The organism is Streptosporangium amethystogenes, from assembly GCF_000721075.1.
GTDB lineage: Bacteria > Actinomycetota > Actinomycetes > Streptosporangiales > Streptosporangiaceae > Streptosporangium > Streptosporangium amethystogenes.
Map to the genome: position 1 here is coordinate 174,800 of NZ_JOEQ01000011.1, position 19,385 is coordinate 194,184.

11 protein-coding genes are annotated in these 19,385 nt (G+C 66.8%); 7 read left to right on the forward strand and 4 right to left on the reverse strand.

Annotation, left to right across the window (positions count from 1 at the left end):
* Positions 1-107: 107 nt before the first annotated feature.
* Positions 108-710, reverse strand: a complete 603-nt coding sequence (locus tag IG98_RS0118170) for a TetR/AcrR family transcriptional regulator (RefSeq protein ID WP_030913311.1) — start codon at positions 708-710, stop codon at positions 108-110.
* Positions 711-784: 74 nt separating this feature from the next.
* Here IG98_RS0118170 and IG98_RS0118175 point away from each other — a divergent pair, with 74 nt between their 5' ends.
* Both IG98_RS0118175 and IG98_RS0118180 read left to right on the forward strand, forming a co-directional pair.
* Positions 785-1,600 (forward strand): class I SAM-dependent methyltransferase, encoded by an 816-nt coding sequence (locus IG98_RS0118175; protein ID WP_084195443.1) that lies wholly within the window; start codon positions 785-787, stop codon positions 1,598-1,600.
* A gap of 309 nt (positions 1,601-1,909) precedes the next feature.
* A complete protein-coding gene (locus IG98_RS0118180; protein WP_030913315.1) occupies positions 1,910-2,725 on the forward strand; it encodes a hypothetical protein in 816 nt (271 codons plus the stop codon).
* 394 nt (positions 2,726-3,119) lie between these two features.
* On the opposite strand, the gene IG98_RS45015 is transcribed toward IG98_RS0118180, so the two are convergent.
* The 3 genes from IG98_RS45015 to IG98_RS0118200 form a co-directional block, all read right to left on the reverse strand.
* Positions 3,120-3,761, reverse strand: coding sequence for a DUF4352 domain-containing protein (locus IG98_RS45015; protein WP_051752373.1), 642 nt, complete (start codon positions 3,759-3,761; stop codon positions 3,120-3,122).
* Between the two features lie 597 nt (positions 3,762-4,358).
* Positions 4,359-6,233, reverse strand: coding sequence for a DUF2075 domain-containing protein (locus IG98_RS0118195; protein ID WP_030913321.1), 1,875 nt, complete (start codon positions 6,231-6,233; stop codon positions 4,359-4,361).
* Between the two features lie 126 nt (positions 6,234-6,359).
* A complete protein-coding gene (locus IG98_RS0118200; RefSeq protein WP_030913323.1) occupies positions 6,360-6,716 on the reverse strand; it encodes a nucleotide pyrophosphohydrolase in 357 nt (118 codons plus the stop codon).
* Positions 6,717-6,801: 85 nt separating this feature from the next.
* Between IG98_RS0118200 and IG98_RS0118205 the strand changes: the two genes are divergently transcribed.
* The 5 genes from IG98_RS0118205 to IG98_RS0118225 all read left to right on the forward strand — a co-directional run bounded on the left by IG98_RS0118205 (position 6,802) and on the right by IG98_RS0118225 (position 19,189).
* Entirely contained in the window at positions 6,802-7,293 is a 492-nt protein-coding gene (locus tag IG98_RS0118205) for a DUF1643 domain-containing protein (protein WP_030913326.1), read from the forward strand.
* 248 nt (positions 7,294-7,541) lie between these two features.
* Positions 7,542-9,107 carry a serine/threonine-protein kinase gene (locus IG98_RS0118210; protein WP_245651613.1) on the forward strand — a complete coding sequence of 522 codons (1,566 nt, stop codon included), beginning with the start codon at positions 7,542-7,544 and terminating at the stop codon, positions 9,105-9,107.
* 368 nt (positions 9,108-9,475) lie between these two features.
* Positions 9,476-12,988, forward strand: coding sequence for a helicase-related protein (locus tag IG98_RS0118215; protein ID WP_030913328.1), 3,513 nt, complete (start codon positions 9,476-9,478; stop codon positions 12,986-12,988).
* The gene (locus IG98_RS0118220) at positions 12,985-15,783 is read left to right on the forward strand and encodes a DUF1156 domain-containing protein (RefSeq protein WP_051752375.1); all 2,799 of its coding nucleotides are present in this window, start codon (positions 12,985-12,987) and stop codon (positions 15,781-15,783) included. The genes IG98_RS0118215 and IG98_RS0118220 overlap by 4 nt, the downstream gene beginning before the upstream one ends.
* A gap of 4 nt (positions 15,784-15,787) precedes the next feature.
* Positions 15,788-19,189 (forward strand): Swt1 family HEPN domain-containing protein, encoded by a 3,402-nt coding sequence (locus IG98_RS0118225; RefSeq protein ID WP_030913330.1) that lies wholly within the window; start codon positions 15,788-15,790, stop codon positions 19,187-19,189.
* Positions 19,190-19,385 lie beyond the last annotated feature (196 nt).

The window sequence follows — 19,385 nt, forward strand, 5'->3', positions numbered from 1 at the left end:
AGTCTCAGCACCGGTCTCGCGGAACGCCTGGGTGGTGAGGAGTCCCGCGAACGGCGACCAGGCTGCCCCGTAACGCCATGCGTCAGGCGGTTCAGTGGTTCAGTGGTTCACAGCAGCCGTCTCTGTACGATGTCGGCGATGACCGTGGTCACCACCTTGCCGACGGCTCCGGTCTCCACCGGGGCGGCTTCCCGGTCGGCGAACAGCAGGTGCCCGGCCCCGATCAGTGAGAGCGCGAGCGTGTCGACGTCGGCGTCGGCCGCGATACGGCCCAGCTCGCATTCGTCGTTGAGGTAGCAGGCGATCATGGCCACGGCCTCCGTCATGACCGGGATACCGTGGCCCGGCCTGGCGTGGCGCAGCCGAGCGCGCAGCTCGTCCCGGAAGATGACGAGACCGACGATCGCCACCGCGACCGGGTCGAACAGGTCCATCAGCGCGCCGGTGAGGTTGACGGCGACGGTGCCGGTCCCGGCGGACTCGCGCAAGGCGGCGGTCTGGTCGTCGATCCGGGCGATACGGTCTCGCACGAGCTCGGCGAGGAAGTCGTCGAAGTCGGCGAAGTGCCGGTGCAGGACGCCCTTGGCGACGCCTGCCTCGGTGGTGACCGCACGGCTGGTCAGCGCGTTCGGCCCGTCCTGAAGCAGGACGCGCTCGGCGGCGTCGAACAACTGCCGGCGGACGTCACGGATGTGCACTCCGGTCGGCACCGCGCGTTCCTCCTTACGCTCACCGCGGACGTTACCCTGTTGGCAAGTGGGCATGTGCCCACTATGGTGGGCGCATGCCCACTATGTCGCAGGGACAATCGAATGAGCCGCACAAGGCCAGACAGATGGCGGAGTCGTTCGGGGCGGACGCCGAACGCTACGACCGGGCCCGGCCCCGCTATCCCGACGCTCTCGTACAGCGGATCGTCGCCGCCAGCCCCGGGCCTGACGTCCTGGACGTCGGCTGCGGCACCGGTATAGAGGCCCGGCAGTTCCAGGCGGCCGGCTGCACGGTGCTGGGCGTCGACCCCGATGAGCGAATGGCCGAGTTCGCGCGGCGCAGTGGGGTCGAAGTGGAGGTGGCGACGTTCGAGGCCTGGGATTCGGCCGGCCGAACGTTCGACGCGGTCATCGCGGGCCAGGCCTGGCACTGGGTGGACCCGGTCGCGGGCGCCGTGAAGGCGGCCCAGGTCCTGCGGCCCGGCGGCCGGCTGGCGGTGTTCGCGCATGTCTTCGAGCCTCCGCCCGCCATCGCGGAGGCCTTCACGGCGGTCTATCGGCGGGTGGTGCCCGACTCGCCGTTCAACGGCCAACCACCGAAGCAGACCCGGGACATCTACCAGGAGATGTTCACCATGTTCGCCGACGGAATCCGAAAGGCGGATGAGCTCGGCGACCCGGAGCAGTGGCGATTCGACTGGGAGCGGTTCTACACCCGCGACGAGTGGCTGGATCTGCTGCCCACGACCGGTGGCCTCACCCGGCTCCCGGCGGACCAGCTGGCCGAAGTGCTGGCAGGCGTCGGGGCCGCCATCGACGCGATCGGGGGCGGCTTCACGATGCCCTACACCATGGTGGCGGTCACCGCGGTAAGAACCGGCGCCGGCTGACCCGGCTTTCCGGGGTATCCGACGCTGAGGGCAGGGCGCCGGCCTTGTGGCCGGTAGCGCTACTGACGATCAAAGGTGGACGTTACACGAAGGCCATCTATCGCCGCAGGTCAGCGGCATGATCGCATGTAACTTTGAGCTTTCGTGTTCAGTACGCGACCAACATGGGACTCGCCAGAGGTCGGGCAGTGGCCGCCCGTCAAGGGAGAGATCCAGGTCTTACCGGCGGCGGCGTGAAAGTACATCCGGAGCCGGTGCTCGATTAGGGTTGAGCGCCTTGTTGGCTTTCTCGCCCCCCGGGAAGTACACATGCGCCCCATCCGTTCGGGCCGTCGATATCGTTTCGGATGGCCCGCCGCATTCGTCGTGGGCGGTTACCTGGCCGCGGTGCTCGCATTCGGCGTCGTCGCGCTGGTGAGCGGTGACGACAGGATCCTCCGGCTGCTGGTGGCTCTCCGGGGAGAGCCGGGCATGGGCTGGCAGGTGTTGCTCCTGCTCCTGGCCGGTGTGGCGCAGGGCTGGGCGCTGTGGCAGATCCTCCGCGGGCGGGTCGCCGGGGAGATCGGCGAACAGGGGAGAGCCGTCCGGCTGTTGCGGGTGGCGCTCTATGTCAATGTGGCCCTCTTCTTGCCTGATTTGTTCGCGGCCTATCTGCCGTGGCGGACCTACGGCCTGGAAGAGCTCGGACAGCTCGCCCTGGTGGTGCTGTTCCACCGGGTGCTGGACGGCGCCTCCCGCCCGCTGCGGCTCACCGCGCTGGTGGCCGGGACGCTCGACGTGGCGGGCTCGATCGGGGCGGAGGCGTTCGGCGGGGTCTTCGAGATCGTCCAGCTGAACGGGTGGACCTGGCTGCTCTGGATGCTGCTGACCGTCGTGGCCCAGGCCGGGGACGGCAGGTGGGGCAGGGGCACCGTGTGGTCGGGGGTGGCGGCCATGGTGCTGCCGTTATTCGTCGCACCGCTGGTGTTCGCCCTCATCGATGACTACTCCGCCTTCACACCGCTCCTGGGGGTGGTCGCCCTTTTCCGGCCGGTCTGGCTGGCCCGGTCCGCCCACGACCTCGCCGGCCCGCACCCCAGGCGGGTACGGACGGAGGAGAAGCGGACCGGGGCCCCGTTCGACTGATGGCCGCTGCCGGTCACGGCCGTCGTGCTGCCGTTGCTCCCGGTGGCGGACCAGGTACGCGGCCCGGTCACCTCGCGCGGCGACCGCGAGCCGCCCGAGCATGGGTGGAACGCGGGCGGCGACCCCAGGACGCCCCCGTCGACTGGATCCGCGTCCACTACGCCTGGCTCCCCTGGAAGGGCGAGAAGTACGGCCTGGAGAGGCATTGGGGGCGGGAGGGCCGTCTAGGCCCGAGCGTGCCCTGACCGGTCGGTCATGTCGATCGGCTGCCGTAGCTCGTAGCGCTGCGCGACCAACATGGGACTCCTCTTGTCAGAGGTTGGGCATCGGGCGCCCGTCGGGGATAGCCGGATCCGGATCTTACCGGTGGTTCGATCGGAAAAGGTGCGAGTGGTCAGTCGTTCAGGGCGACGGTGACACCGTCGGAGAAGATGGAGTCGTGGAGTTCGATCGCCTTGATCCTGAAGTTCTTCGGGACGTCGAAGAGCAGGATCCCGTTGACCGCGTTGCCGGGGTTGATGGTGTTGAGGAAGGCGTTGGAATTCTTCAGCCCGAGGGCGGCGGCACCGGAGTCGGGGTCGTACTGCCTGCCCTTGGTGTCGATGAGCTTCTGTGAGGAGTCGCTGAACAGCTGGGACTCGTCGCCGATGTTCTTCACGGTGACGTGCACCAGGACGTACTGGCCCTGGGCATCGGATCCGAGGTATTCGCCGCCGACCCGCTCGACGCCCTTCTCGACCTTGGTGACCTTGAAGGCGAACTTGCCGTCCTTGACGGTGTCGCCGAGTCCCGCCGGCTTGTTCTTCCTCTCCGCCGGGGCGGCCTCGGCGACCGTGGTGTCGGCCGAGCTCGCCGGGTCCCCGCCGTCCTTGTCGCCTCCGCCGAGGAGCCCGCCGATCACCACCAGGCCGGCCAGTACGGCGGCGCCGATGAGGAACGCGCGCAGGCAACCGCCTCCCTTCCGTTGCACGATCACGGTCTGCGGAGGGGGCTGGGAGTAGCCGTACTGCGGCGGCTGTTGCGGGTTTCCGTGCATGGCGGGGCTCGCTTTCCGGGGGTGGGGGCGATTGCGCGACGCCAGTGAATCATAGTGTGAACACGATGCACAAGACTAAATCTTGTGACTGCAACATATGTGTGTATCATCACTAATTGATGTATCTCGTTTAGGTCTGATGGGGTCGCCCCAAGGCGCGGCAGATATCCCGGAGCGCGGGTGTTGCTGCCCCCCTGTGCGGGCAGGTTCAGGCGGCCAGGACGATTGCCCTGGTCGCTGGACCAAGAGACGGGTCGGTTCGTTCTACGAGCACGAGCGCGGCCTGACCGCCGTGTTCGACGGCGACGAACTCGTCGCCCCTCACCTCACGGATCCGGCAGGAGAGCGCGGTTGGCGCGGCGCGCGGCCAGGGGGCGGCGACGGGGAAAACAAAGAGGGCGCGGTCCGAAGACCGCGCCCTCGGGGGCATGAAGCCCCGGGTAAGCCCGTGCTCGCTTTCGCGACTCCGCGAATGTACCCGGCATCGGGGCGACCGACCACGGTTTTTTGGAAACCCTCCACCGGAACCCCGGCACTCCAGCCGCACATCGAGAGCTTGGGTTGAACTGGTCGTTCCGGACGTCTAGGACATAACCATCAGGAGGTGAGACGGGAGAGGAACTCCTGGGTTTCCGGGTCCGTGGAGTAGACGAACGTGCCGATCATCCCTCGGGTCAGGAGCACCTTGTAGGTGTTGCGGATCAGTCGATCCGCCTGCTCGTCGGTGGTCCCCCGGGTGAGCGAGGGGTCCTTGCTGAACGCCCTCCTCGTGTGGAGCCTGCCGTCCCGGACGACGAGATCGGGTCCGATGATCACACCGTTCCAGTCGTACTCGAATCCCTGCGCGGTGTAGACACAGCCGACCTGTTCGAACCCTCCGTCCAAGGTCGCCCACAGCGCGCTCGCGGGTGCGCTGCCCACGGCCCTGTCACCCTTGACGTTCCACGGATGGGACCAGTCACCGATCCGGACGTCGTGAACGAGCGTGTCGTCGCTCTGCGGGGCGCTCCATGGCCAGCAGAAGCCGGCGGTCATCCGCGCCGAGTAGCCCTCGTCCAGTTTCGAACGCAGCAGGGTCTCGAGCTCCTGTGGTGACTCCGCCGGAGACACCACGAAGTGATCGTCTCCAGACCACGGCAGGGGACGGTCGCCCCGCAGGCCGAGGAGGTGCAGCACCCACTCCTCGTAGGCGCGGCTGCCTCCGCAGCGGAACTGCTCGTCGAGCGAGATCTCGTGAACGCGGAGGCCCCGGGCCTCGGCGTGCTCTCTGATCTCGGCGGTGGTGCCCATCTCGCCGGGCCGCACGACCTGGTGTTCGTCCAGCAGGAAGACGGGAACGCGGGCTGCGTCGATCAGCTCGTCGACCTGACGGCGGTCGCTTCGCAGGCGCGCGGGTGTGTAGCGGTTCTGTGAGGTCTCGCGGAGACGGTGGGACTCGTCGCAGATGAGAACCTCAAGACCGTTCTGCTCGGCGGTCATGAAGCTGTTGAAGTATTTGAAGAGGTTCTGCACCTTCGAGGAGCCCTTGCCCGGGACCTTGCGCAGCGTCTCGGTGAACGACCGCGACCCGGTGGCGTGCAGGACCGCCCGTCCCTGTCTCGACAACTCACCCAGCAGGGAGAGCGCGATGACGCTCTTGCCGCTTCCCGGGCCGCCGGTGACGATGACGACCTCCTTCGAGTCCGCCCGGCGAGCCCGGTCCACGGCGTTCAGGACGATCTCGTACGCGAGCCGCTGCTCCGCCAGCAGCACGAACTGCTCCCGGTCCTTGATCTCCCGGGCGGCCAGCTTGAGCAGCTGCTTGGAGGGACGAACGGCACTGGTGAGCAGCCGGTCGGCCGCGTCCGCGCCGGACTCGGGAGCGAACCGGTCACGCAGGTAGGTGAGGAAGGCGCCCCGCCGGGTCTTGGTGAACAGGCGGCTCCGTTCGTCCTGCTCACGCGTGTAGAGATCCTGGACGTCGAGGTCGGCCGCGTTGTGCAGGTAGGCCACCCCTCGGAGCGCGTCGTCCCTGCCCTCCAGGGCGCCGACGAAGTCGGTGAGGTAGTCGCAGTAGCCCCGCACCTGGAGCGCGGGGTGCAGCTTGGGGCCGCCCGGAGTGCCCTCGACCAGCACGAGGTCCGGATCCTCCTCGAAGAGCTCGGCCCGGCTCCACTGCTTCAGCTCCACCACCAGATAGGCGTCGCCGCCGGTGCGGCGATCGACTCCCGCGAGCACGACATCGGCCCGCTTGCTGGTCAGCGGAAGCTGGTACTCGATCAGCATCTCGACGTCGCCCAGCCCGGCGTCGACCAGGTCGCGGGCGAGGACGGGCAGGCTGCGATCCCAGGACCTGCGCTCGGCCTCGGAGGGGTTGACGCGCACCGTTCTTCTGAGATGTTCGGCGATGGTCTCGCTGAGTCGTTTTTCGGGGACCGAACCGTCGGTCGCCAGCTTGGCCAGACTTTCGGCGGAGTGCCGAAATGCCGTCACGGACCTACCCCCAGGCAGCACGAGAGACTCGTGCGGTATGGGAGCGTGTCCGCGATCAGGCGATCGGCGGAAGCCCGTCGGGCCGCATCACTACGCCCGGCACATTACCGCGATCATCCGGAAAAATCAGACGAGCGGCGGAGCCTTCCTGGCCGACCCCCGGTAAGCCTCCACGCTGTAGCGCTTCTCGCTCTGGTCGAGCTTGGCGTGGGCGGCTTCGATGAGATCGACGTTCAGCACATCGGCGAGCCGGGTCAGGTAGATCATGACGTCGGCGAGTTCGGAGCGCAGCCGTCCGGCGGCCTCCGGGTCCTCCATGGCCCGCGTGGACTCCTCGGGAGTGAGCCACTGCAGCTCCGCGAGGAGTTCCCCGACCTCTCCGGCCAGGGCCATGGCCAGGTTCTTCGGGGTATGGAACTGCTCCCACTCCCTGTCGCGGGCGAACCGCCGCAACCTGCCGGCCAACTCCTCAAGCTCCGTCATGACAGCACGCTACAAGCCGCGGAAACCAGGGTTCGAGCAACCCCGGTACAGTCTCCGGGATTCCGGTAGACCAGGAGAGGACGAGGTGAGCCAAGACTCCCGGACGCTCTGCGCGATCCTGCTGAATCCCGCGCTCCGGCCCGCCCCCGAGACCATCTCGTTCCGCAACCTCGGTTGTGCTCTCCCCCTGGTGGGCTGCGAGCGGATCCGGCTGGCGAACCTGCTGGACGTCCCCACCAAGGACCAGGGTCAGCTCGGCGCCACTGTGATCGAGGAGTCCGAGGTGGCCCGGTCTCGGACCCTGCTCGCCGAGGCGGTCCTCGCCGCCGACGAGATCCTGTTCGCCTGGGGATCGAACCGGGTCACCGGCCGGACCGGTGTCGTACTGCGTGAGCAGGTCTCCTGGCTGCGCGGGCACCTGAGGGACGCCGGGGTCCGCCGGACCTGGATGGTGGCGGGCACCCCGCGCCACCCCTCCCGCTGGCGGCAGTACGTCGGACCGGAGAAGGCGAGGGTGCAGGGCAGCACCTTCGAGGACCGCCTGGCGAAGGTACTGGCCGCCCACCCGCTCGAATAACGCGCGGCTCCGGTCGAGGTGAGCGTCACAGTCTCGGCCATCATCGTGACTCCCCGGAGGCGAAAGGCTTTTTGTGACTGAAAGGGAAGAATGACCAGTGCTTTGGTTATTCGCCCCGAATGGCAATTTTGGGTGGTCCGTTTGGCCGGGAGAGGACCCGGGGAATGGTTCTCGGCGGTCGGGGCGGTGAATCGGTGTAGTTTTGCCGCATAACAGAGCCCTTCGGGTGGCCGGTGGAGGCGGATCGGGTGATCATCGACGGTCGCTACGAGCTGGATGCCCTCCCGCTGGGGCAAGGTGGAATGGGCGAGGTCTACGGGGCCTACGACCAGAAGCTCGACCGCCGGGTCGCCGTCAAACTGCTCCGCTTCCCCTACGGCAAGCCCGACGACGAACTGGTCAGGCGCTTCCTGCACGAGGCGCGGATTATGGCCAAGCTGGAGCATCCGGGCACACCGCCCATCCATGACGTCGGCGTCTTCGAGGACCCGAAGGTGGGGCCCCGGCCGTTCATGGTGATGCAGTTCGTCGAGGGCGCCACGGTGGACCATGTCCTGGGGGAGCACGGCGTGCTCCCCGTCGGCTGGGCCGTGGGGATCACCGCGCAGGTGGCCGCCGTGCTCTGCGCCGCGCATGAGCGGGGCGTCTTCCACCGTGACCTCAAACCGTCGAACCTGATGGTCTGCCTGGACGGCACCGTCAAGGTGCTGGACTTCGGCCTGGCCATGTTCCACGATCCTGAGCTGTCCAGGCTCACCCGGACCGGAACCATCCTGGGCACGCCCCTGTACATGTCGCCGGAGCAGGTCCGGGGTGCGGCGGTCACCCCGCAGAGCGACCTCTACTCCCTCGGTCTCATCCTGCACGAGATGCTCACCGGGGAGCGGGTGTTCGACGGGGAGTCGGAGTATCACATCTTCGATCGGCAGGTGAACGAGGCCGCCCCCTCGCTGCGGGATTACCGTTCCGACGTGCCCGCCGAGTTGGACAGGCTCGTGCTGCAGCTGCTGGCCAAGCGTGCGGAGGATCGGCCCGCCCGCGCCGAAACCCTGCACACCGCGCTGCTGTCCTTCGTGGACGAGGTGGGACCGCTGCCCGGGGTGACGAGCCCCGGTCCCAGCCCGGTGCGGATGTACGCGGAGGTGGTCAGCCGCATCATCGACCCCGGGGACGCGCGGCCGGGTTCCGTTCGGCGGGAACCGGCCGGGCAAGTCGGGTCCGAGGAGCAGTCCGGGGCGGGGGAGGGGGACGAGAGCTTCAGCCGGGAGGACCTGGCTCGGGCCCGAAGTGAGGCCGAGACGCTGGCGAAGGCGTCCCGCTACGGCCAGGCGGTCGAGGTGCTCGACGCCGTCGTCGCCCCCGCCGGCCGGATGGCCGGTCCTCTCGACGAGGAGGTGCTCGCCGCGCGTCTGCGTCTGGGGGATGTGCTCTTCGAAGGCGGTGACTACCGCCGGGCAGCCCCGGTCTTCGGGGAGCTACGTGTCGACCTGACGCGCAAGCACGGTCCGCACGACGAGGGAGTGCTGCACTGCCGTCGCCAGGAGGCGACCTGCCAGGCGCTCATGGGGGAGACCGGGCAGGCTCTGGAGATGTTGAGGAGCCTGCTGGTCCAGGAGCAGGCCGTCTACGGCAGACATGATCCCCGGCCGTTGGAGCTGAGGCGACAGATCGGCCTCCTCGAACTCGGTGCCGGTGACACGGAACGCGCCCGGTACACCCTGTCCGGCCTGCTGGAGGATCTGGTCCGGCTGCACGGGCCGGAGCACCCCGACACGGTCAAGGTCCGGGACGGGCTCGCGCGCCTCTCCATGTGAAGGAGCAGGCCGCAGAGTACGCAGCCAAAAATCAGTGAGCTAAGTACACAATCTTTCTTGCGGTGACTGTTGTTTTGTGTGTACGTTTTACTTGAGCTTGGGAAATTCTAGTGCGGCCCATGGCAATGGGAAAATCGTGCGCCCTATTTGTAGAACATAAGCGCCTTTGGTGCCCATGTCTGGTTTGTGGACTTGTGTCGACTGTGGCAGGAGTGGGCGATCTTAGCCTGTCGCAAACTACTTCAAAATCCGCCAAGTTGGACAAATGTCCTGAAAGCATATTTTGACCGCTTATTCATTTATGGACAGACCGAAAGGGCTTCAAGCGCTGTGAGATGTCTACCCCGTCCAGGCCGCGGGATCCCGCGATGACGGGGGCCAGGCTGGAGGAACTCACCCCCGGCGCCGTCGTCGGCGGGGTGACGCCGGGCGGTGACGTCACCGTCGTCGCGGTCAAGTGGTACGGCTCGAACGCGGTCAACCTCACCTACAAGACCGACGCCGGCCAGGTGACCGAGCAACTCCTCTACCGCGACCACGAGGCCCGGCTCACCCTGCGTAGGTCGTCCGCCGCCTACGGGTTCGACGGCGACGGCGCGCTGTTCAAGCTCGCCGCCGAGGCGCTCCGCCTCCGGATGGCCGCCCGCTTCGACCCGATGCTCGCGGTGACCACCAGCGACCTGGAGCCGCTGCCGCACCAGATCCAGGCGGTCTACGGCGAGCTGCTCGACCGCACCCCGCTCCGCTTCGTCCTGGCCGACGATCCCGGTGCCGGGAAGACCATCATGGCCGGGCTCTACATCAAGGAGCTGATGCTCCGGGGCGACGTGGAACGATGCATGATCGTCGCGCCGGGCGGCCTGGTCGAGCAGTGGCAGGAGGAGCTGCTGGAGAAGTTCGGCCTCCGGTTCGAGCAGCTCACCCGCCAGCTCATCGACGCCCAGCTCGACGCGAACGTCTTCGACAGCCAGCCGCTGCTCATCGCCCGGATGGACCAGCTCTCCCGCAGCGAGGAACTGCAGGCCCAGCTCGCCCGCAGTGACTGGGACCTCGTCGTGGTCGACGAGGCCCACCGGATGTCCGCCCGCTACTTCGGCGACGAGCTGAAGAAGACCAGGCGCTACCAGCTCGGCGAGCTGCTCGGCAGGCACACCCGCCACCTGCTGCTGATGACCGCGACCCCGCACGCCGGCAGCGAGGCCGACTTCCAGCTCTTCATGGGCCTGCTCGACTCCGACCGCTTCGAGGGCAAGTACCGCGAGGGGCTCAGCTCCGCCGACACCGACGGCCTGATGCGCCGCATGGTCAAGGAGGACCTGCTCACCTTCGAGGGCAAGCCGCTCTTCCCCGAGCGCCGCGCCTACACCGTCCCGTACGAGCTGTCCGAGGCCGAGAAGGAGCTGTACGGGGTCGTCACCGACTACGTCCGCGAGCAGATGGGCCGGGCCCAGCAGCTCGCCGCCCGGGGCGAGGGGCGGCGCGGCAACACCGTCGGCTTCGCGCTCACCGTGCTGCAGCGCCGCCTCGCCTCCAGCCCGGAGGCGATCCTCCGCTCCCTGGAGCGCCGCCACAAGCGGCTCGGCCGGCTCCGTCAGGAGATGGCCGCCGGCCCGAGTCCGCTGGAGGGCCGGCTCAAGGACCGGCTCGCGGGCCTGCTGGGCAAGGCCCCCGACGCCCTCGACGCCGACCTCGACGACCTGTCCAGCACCGAGGTGGAGGAGCTGGAGGACGACGTCGTCGACGCCGCGACCACCGCGCAGACGATCGCCGAACTCGACAAGGAGCTCGGCCTCCTCGTCGACCTGGTCGAACTGGCCCGCCGGGTGCGCAACTCCGGCACCGACCGCAAGTGGAGCGAGCTGTCCGAGCTGCTGCAGGGCAACACCCTGATCCGCGACACCGACGGCACCCCCCGCAAGCTCATCGTGTTCACCGAGCACAAGGACACCCTCGAATACCTCGTCGAGCGGATCCGCGGCCTGATCGGCCGGGAGGAGGCGGTGGTCGCCATCCACGGCGGCGTCTCCCGCGACCAGCGCCGCCGGATCAAGGAGCTGTTCACCCAGGACCCGGAGTGCCGGATCCTGGTCGCCACCGACGCGGCAGGCGAGGGCCTGAACCTGCAGCGGGCCCACCTCATGGTCAACTACGACCTGCCGTGGAACCCCAACCGGATCGAGCAGCGCTTCGGCCGGATCCACCGCATCGGCCAGACCGAGGTCTGCCACCTGTGGAACCTCGTCGCCATCGGCACCCGCGAGGGCGACGTCTTCTACCGGCTGCTGGAGAAGATCGAGGAGCAGCGCCGCGCCTACAAGGGCAAGGTCTTCGACGTCCTCGGCGAGGCGTTTCAGGGCGAGCCGCTGCGCAAGCTGCTGATGGAGGCCATCCAGTACGGGGACCGGCCGGAGATCCGCGACCGGCTCAACCAGGTCATCGACGCCTCGGTCGGCGAGGGCCTCGACCGGCTGATGGCCGAGCGTGCGCTGGCCCACCAGCGGCTGGGCGAGAGCGATGTCGCCGAGTGGCGGCTGCGGATGGAGGAGGCCCAGGCCCGGCGGCTGCAGCCGCACTACGTCCGGGCCTTCTTCCTGGCCGCCTTCAAGCTGCTCGGCGGGCGGGTCGCCGAGCGCGAGTCCGGCCGCTACGAGATCAAGCACGTCCCCGGCGACCTGCTGGCGCATGACCGGCAGATCAGGGTGGGTGTCCCGGTGTTGCGCCGCTACGAGCGGGTCACCTTCGCCCGCGAGCTGGTCAGGCCCGCGGGCCGCCCCCGCGCCGACCTGCTCGCCCCCGGCCACCCGCTGCTCGACGCGGTGGTCTCGCTGGTCGTCGAGCGGTACGGCACGCAGCTCAAGCAGGGCGCGCTGCTGGTCGACCGCCGGGACGCGGGGGAGGAGCCGCACCTGTTGGCCGCCGTCTCTCAGGAGGTCGCCGACGGCCACGACCGGATCGTCAGCAAGCGCTTCGACTTCGTGGAGATCGGCCCTTCCACCGCCCGTACGGCCGGCGCCGCCCCCTACCTCGACTACGCACCCGCCTCGGCGGAGGAGCGGCACCTGGTGGCCGGGGTGCTGGAGGAGGGCTGGCTGGCGAGCGGAATGGAGGACCTCGCCGTCGGCTGGGCCGTGCAGAACGGGCTGGCCTCGTTCGTCGACGAGCTCAGGGCACGGCTGGCGGCGGAGACCGCCCGCACCCGCGGCCTGGTACGGCAGCGGCTGCTCCAGGAGATCAACTACTGGGACACCCGGCACGCCGACCTGCTGGACGCCGAGCTGACCGGAAAGAAGCTCAAGATCCGTCCGGAGACCGCTGCCCGGCGGGCCAGGGACCTGGAGGCCCGGCTCCGCCGCCGGATGGAGCAGCTCGACAGGGGTGAGCTGCTCCAGGTCCGGCCCCCGCAGGTGGCGGGTGGCGCGCTGGTCGTCCCGCAGGGCCTGCTCGACCGGCTGGCCGGGCTCCGCGACGACCCGGCGACGGCGTACGCGCGGCAGACGGCCGAGGTGGAGCGGCGCGCGGTGGACCGGGTGCTGGACGAGGAACGCAGGCTCGGCCGGCTGCCCGAGGAGATGGCGCACAACAACCCCGGCTACGACATCCGCTCCCGGACGGTGGACGACCACTGGGTCTTCATCGAGGTCAAGGGCCGGATCGCCGGGGCGAGGGACTTCCACGTCACCCGGACCGAGGTGCTGACCGGCAAGAACGCGGGCCGGTCCTTCCGGCTCGCGCTGGTGAGCGTGCACCCGGACGGTGCGGCGTACGACGAGGTCCGCTACCTCGTCGACCCGTTCAGGGACGTGGACTTCGGCGACTTCGTCGCCACCGACCTCGGTGGCGATTGGAACAGGGAATGGGCACGAGGAGGAGCACCGGTATGAGCGCTGGTACGAGCACTGGCACGGGTACGGATGGATACCGGCGCAAGCTGATCGAGGTGGCCCTTCCGCTGGAGGAGATCAACAAGCAGTCGGCCAGGGAGAAGTCGATCCGGCACGGCCACCCGTCGACCCTGCACCTGTGGTGGGCCCGCCGTCCGCTGGCCGCCTGCCGCGCGGTGCTCTTCGCCCAGCTCGTGGACGATCCGTCTTCGCGTCCGAAGGAGTTTCCTACCGAGGAGGATCAGGCGCTGGAGCGCAAGCGCCTCTTCAACATCATCGAGCGGCTCGTCAACTGGGACAACATCAACGACAAGGCCCTGTACGCGGAGGCCAAGGCTGAGATCTGGAAGTCCTGTGACGGTAACCCGCCGCCGATCCTCGACCCGTTCGCGGGCGGAGGCTCGATCCCGCTGGAGGCCCAGCGGCTTGGGCTGGAGGCGCATGCTTCGGACCTGAATCCGGTCCCGGTGCTCATCAACAAGGCACTGATCGAGATCCCGCCGAAGTGGGCGGGGCAGCCTCCAGTGTTCCCGGGAGCTGCTGAGTCCCGAATGGGTGACTGGCCTGGTGCAACTGGCCTTGCCGAGGACGTCCGGCGCTATGGAAAGTGGATACGAGACGAGGCTGAGAAGCGCATTGGTCACCTTTATCCCAAAGCCAAGCTGGCGGATGGCACCGAAGCAAATGTCATTTCCTGGATCTGGACTCGCACGGTCACCTGCCCTAATCCCGCTTGTGGTGGAACCATGCCGTTGGCTCGGTCTTTTTGGCTAGGAAAAAAGAAAGGCAAAGAGCGCTACGTCGAACCAATCATCGAGGGCAAGCGCGTTCGCTTCGAGATTCGTGGTCCCAAGGGCCGGCCGCAGGAAGGGACAGTCGGCCGCACTGGTGCACTCTGCCTAATTTGTGATACTCCTGTGCCACTGACCCATATCCGGGCAGAAGGCAAGGCCGGGCGAATGGGTGCGCAGCTGATGGCGATCGTTGCCGAGGGCCCGCGAATGCGCTATTACCTTGCCCCTGCTGAGGAGCATGAACAGGTCATCAAGGTGTCCAGGCCAGATGATGTCCCGGATATAGATATTCCGCATAATCCTAGGTATCTGACGGCGCCAAACTATGGAATGGATAAATGGACGGACCTTTTCACTGGTCGACAACTCGTTGCGCTCGCGGCTTTTAGTGATCTCGTTTCCGAAGCTCGGGAAAAGGTGCTTTCTGACGCTTTAGTCGCTGGCTTTCCTGTGGGCGAACCGCTTGCTTATAATGGCACTAGTGCTGATGCCTATGCTGATAGTGTTGCGGTATTTTTGTCGCTTGGCGTCAGTAAAGTGGCTGATATATCTAATTGTCTCACCAGTTGGAAGCCTAGTATGGACCAGGCTATCCATTTGTTTACGAGGCAGGCCATACCGATGGTGTGGGATTATGCGGAAACCCCGCCACTCAGCAAGTTTGCAGGTGGTTATACTACGTCGATCGGCGGAATGACGCGCGCGCTAGAAGCATTGCCGGAGGGAAAGCCGAGATCGGTGATCCAAATAGACGCTTCTTCGCGATCCTATGAAGGTATGTTGGTTTCCACGGACCCGCCATACTACGACAATGTCGGATATGCTGACCTCTCTGACTTTTTCTATGTATGGCTACGCCGCTCGCTTAGATTTATATTCCCCAATCTATTTGGCACGCTGTTAACGCCGAAAAGCGATGAACTTGTAGCTGACCCGTTCCGTCACGGCGGAAAAGATGAGGCGAATAGATTTTTCGAGAAAGGGTTTCAGAGGGTTTTTGCCAATATTCGGGCAGGGGCTTTAAATGCATATCCAACAACTGTTTTTTATGCATTTAAGCAATCCGAGGGCGACGACAACGGTAATGCCTCAACAGGCTGGGAGACCTTGCTTGAAGGTATGATCCAGTCCGGGTGGATGATAACTGCTACCTGGCCGGTTCGGACTGAGCTAAGCAACCGAATACGAGGCCTAGGTAGTAACGCGCTCGCTTCTTCCGTGGTGTTGGCGTGTAGGCCGCGCCATGATAGTGCCGGGGTAATCGACCGACGAGGGTTGATCAACGCGCTGAAGGCTGAACTTCCTGACGCGCTCCGTGACTTGCAACAGGGCGGTATTGCCCCTGTCGACTTGGCGCAAGCAGCGATAGGTCCAGGGATGGCAGTTTTTTCTCGATATGCGTGGGTGGCCGAGGCTGATGGCTCTCCAATGAGAGTTCGCGCGGCGCTCGTTCTGATCAACCAGATGCTTGCCGAGGTACTCTCGGAACAGGAGGGCGACTTCGACGCCGACACCCGTTTCTGCATCAAGTGGTTCGAGACCTATGGCTTCGACGAAGCCAAGTTCGGGTCGGCCGAGACACTCTCCAAAGCTATGGACACTTCTGTTGACGGCCTTGACCGGTCGGGCGTGCTCAAGTCTCGAAGCGGAATCGTCCAGCTTCTTAGCCCGCACGAACTTCCTCCTGTCTACGACCCGCAGGCCGACGACCGGATCTCTATCTGGGAGGTCGTCATGCATCTGGCCAAACGCCTCGATGACAAGGGCATCGAAGCGGCCGGACAGCTCATGGCCTCCGCGAGGCTCAGGATCGACCTCGACACCGCCAAGGAACTCTCCTACCTGCTCTTCTCGATCTGCGAACGGCGTAACTGGACCAAGACCGCGCTGCTTTTCAATGCCCTCGGCTCCTCCTGGCGGGAGATCGAGAACGCGGCGCGCAGCGCCGGACCGGCCACGAGTGCGCAGGGGATGCTCGACCTCACCCCCGAGGAGGACTGACGACATGGCGTTGAGCAACAGAGACAGGATCGGCCGGGGCCTCGAACTTCTCGGAGCCGGGCTGGAGCCGTTCGTTGACATGATGATGAGCATGGCCATGCCTCCTGGCAAGGACTGGGTGAAGGTCCTCGAAGCACGGGATGCGGCCCAGCACGGCACGAACAAGGTCTATGACAGGACCGATGTGCGGTTCCTGCTGATCGTGCTGACCAGCGAGTGGAAAGTGTTCAAGGAGCGGCTCTCCAAGGTGGAGAGTGGCTTCGCCAGCGAACTGCGCGAGGTCGGCAACAAGTGGGCGCACACCAAGCCGTTCTCCGGCGACGACACCCACCGCGCGCTCGACACCATGGAGCGGCTGCTGACCGCGGTCGGTGCCATGGACCGGGCCGACGAGGTGCGCAAGCTCCGGTTGGACCAGCAGCGGAGCCTCTACGACGGTGAGACCCGCAAGGCCGCGCAGTCGGTGACCTCCATGCCCAGCATCGAGGCCAACGGGCTCAAGCCGTGGCGGGATGTCATCACCCCGCACGCGGACGTGCAGGTGGGCAAGCTGGACGCCGCCGAGTTCGCCGCCGACCTGCACATGGTCTCCATCGGGGAGAGCACCAGCCAGGAGTATTCCGACCCGGTGCAGTTCTTCCGCCGCACCTACCTCACCGAGGGTCTGAAGGATCTGCTGCAGCGGGCGGTCGCCCGGGTCGGCAAGGACCCGAACGCCACCCCGGTCTGGAACCTGCAGACCAACTTCGGCGGTGGCAAGACCCACTCGATGCTGGCCCTGTGGCACATCTTCTCTGGGAAGCCGCTGCACGAGTTCCCGCAGGAGGTCGTCGACCTGTTCGCGGACGCGGACACCAGCGCGATCGGCAGCCAGGTCCAGCGGGCCGCGCTGGTCGGCAACCACATCGACCCGAAGGCGGGGAAACGTCACGAGGACGGCGTGCACACCCACACGCTCTGGGGCGAACTGGCCTGGCAGCTCGGCGGACGCAAGGCGTACGAGATCGTCCGGGAGTCCGACGAGGCGCACACCAACCCCGGTGACGCGCTCCGGCAGCTCATCGCGGCCTACTCGCCGTGCCTGATCCTGATCGACGAGTGGGTGGCCTACGGCCGGCAGCTCTACGGCCGCGATGACCTGCCAGCCGGAACGTTCGACACCCAGTTCACCTTCGCGCAGACCATCACCGAGGCGGTCAAGGCCGTGCCGGGCGCGCTGCTGGTCGTCTCCATCCCCGCCTCCAGTCACAAGGAGACGGAAGAGGGGATCATGGGCAGCGCCCTGGAGGTCGGCGGGGTCAACGGCCAGGCCGCGCTGGACCGGCTGCAGAACGTGATCCGCCGGGTGGCGCAGCAGTGGCAGCCCGCGCGGGCGCACGAGTCCTTCGAGATCGTCCGCCGCCGCCTCTTCGAGGAGCCCAACGCCCAGGCGAAGTCCGAGATCGCGGCCATCGCCAAGCAGTTCTGGAAGTTCTACAACGACCACAAGGGCGAGTTCCCCCGCGAGTGCTCCGAGGTCTCCTACGAGAAGCGGATTATCGACGCCTACCCGATCCACCCGGAGCTCTTCGACCGGTTGTACGAGGACTGGTCGACGCTGGACCGGTTCCAGCGCACCCGGGGTGTGCTGCGGCTGATGAGCATTGTCATCCAGCAGCTCTGGCAGACTCAGGAGGCCGGACCGCTGATCATGCCGGGTTCGCTGCCGCTCAACCATCCAGCCGTGGTCAGCGAGCTGGCGCAGTATCTCCAGGACAACTGGAAGACCATCATCGAGACCGATGTCGACAGTGAGACGGCCACGCCGGTCCAGATCGACAAGGAACGGACCGTCTTCGGTAAGCGGGCACTCACCCGCCGGCTGGCCAGGACGCTCTTCTTCGGTTCCGCACCGACGCTGACCAAGCAGCACAAGGGCATCGAGCAGCAGAACATTCGGCTCGGCGTGGCCATCCCCGGCGATGTCGTCGGCAACTTCGGCTCCGCGCTGCACGTGCTCAGCGACCGGGCCACCTTCCTCTACGTGGACGGTGCCCGCTACTGGTACGACACCCAGGCATCGGTCACCCGTACGGCCAAGGACTACGCCGAGCGGCTGCACAAGGAGGACGTCTGGCTGGAGATCGTCACGCGACTGCGGGCCAAGGAGCTCAGGTCCCGCGGAGACTTCTCCGCCGTGCACGTCACCGACGACAGCAACGACGTGCCGGACACCGGTGACGCGCGACTGGTCATCCTGCATCCGAGCGTCGTCCACGCCAAGAACGACGACAACTCCTCAGCCCGTCTCCTTGCCCAGAAGGTGCTCGACAGGCGGAGCAGTGCGCAGCGAATCAACCGCAACATGCTGGTCTTCCTGGCCGGCGACGCCAAGCGGATGGAGGAGCTGTCGGACGCCGTACGGGAGTATCTGGCCTGGAAGAACATCTCCGGACGTAAGGACGAGCTTGATCTCACCGTCCAGCAGATCAAGCAGGTGGAGACTCGGCTGGCCAACGCCAACCAGGCCGTCGAGTTGCGGATCCGCGAGACCTACTACTGGGCGCTCGTCCCCGACCAGCAGCCCGGCAGTCTCATCACCTGGCAGGTCGAGAAGGCCGACGGCGGCAGGGACCGGCTGGCCGAGCGGGTCAGCGTCAAGCTGAAGCAGCGCGACGCACTCCGGACCGTCCAGGCCGCGTCAGTGATTCGAGGCAACCTCGACCGGGAGCTGGCCAGCGTCTGGGAGCGGGGCTACATCTCGGTCAAGGAGCTGTGGGACTACTACTGCCGTTACCCCTATCTCCCCAGGCTCCGTGACCGTGAGGTGCTGGACGGCGGGATCGCCGCCGGGCCCGACGAGATGGACTGGGAACGCACCGGCTTCGCCCTCGCCACCGGCTACGACGGCCAACGCTTCGAGGGGCTGGCCCTGCCGCCGAACAGCCGGTTCGGACAGATCACCGACAGCACGCTCCTGGTCCGGCCCGACCTCGCCCTGGCCCAGCGCAATGCCGACGTCGAGGCCAAGGCGAAGGCCGATGCCGCAGCGGCTGCTGCGGCGGCAGCGGCCGGCGGGGGACCGGTCGATGGAGACCCCGGTGTCTCCGGCGCGGGCACCGGCCCGGACGGGGTGACGGTCGTTGTCCCGCAGCCGGGAGGGAAGACCCCGCCACCACCGTCCGGCCCCAAGAACGTCAGGTTCTACGGAGCCGCCAAGCTCGACCCGGAGTTCTACCAGAAGAGCTTCACCAAGATGGTCCAGGAGGTCATTCAGCACCTGGCCGCGGTGGAGGGGGCGGAGCTGGAACTCAGCATCGAGATCACCGCCCGCAAGCCGGAAGGCTTCCCCGAGGACAAGATCCGCATCGTCTCGGAGAACGCCCGCGTCCTGAAGTTCGACCAGTTCGACTTCGAGGACAGCTGAGCCGATTCTCGGATCGGGGGCCGTCGCCATCCGGCGACGCCCCCTCGGCTGCTGCCTCGCCCCAAGGTCGTTTCGCGGACTCCACGATTTCCTCCGTGGCTCAACGCGCTTGCTTGATCACTGTTGGTAAGGCACGCTGGGTGGTGCCGCATCCCCTGGGGTGTGGAAGTGAGGCCGGGCCTCCCGATGGAATCGG

Bases quoted from the DNA above. Each gene is read 5' to 3' on its own strand.
- IG98_RS0118225 (WP_030913330.1), top strand. From the start codon at position 15,788: ATGGCGTTGAGCAACAGAGACAGGATCGGCCGGGGCCTCGAACTTCTC.
- IG98_RS0118175 (WP_084195443.1), top strand. From the start codon at position 785: ATGCCCACTATGTCGCAGGGACAATCGAATGAGCCGCACAAGGCCAGA.
- IG98_RS0118200 (WP_030913323.1), bottom strand. From the start codon at position 6,716: ATGACGGAGCTTGAGGAGTTGGCCGGCAGGTTGCGGCGGTTCGCCCGC.
- IG98_RS0118180 (WP_030913315.1), top strand. From the start codon at position 1,910: ATGCGCCCCATCCGTTCGGGCCGTCGATATCGTTTCGGATGGCCCGCC.
- IG98_RS0118220 (WP_051752375.1), top strand. From the start codon at position 12,985: ATGAGCGCTGGTACGAGCACTGGCACGGGTACGGATGGATACCGGCGC.
- IG98_RS0118215 (WP_030913328.1), top strand. From the start codon at position 9,476: ATGACGGGGGCCAGGCTGGAGGAACTCACCCCCGGCGCCGTCGTCGGC.
- IG98_RS45015 (WP_051752373.1), bottom strand. From the start codon at position 3,761: ATGCACGGAAACCCGCAACAGCCGCCGCAGTACGGCTACTCCCAGCCC.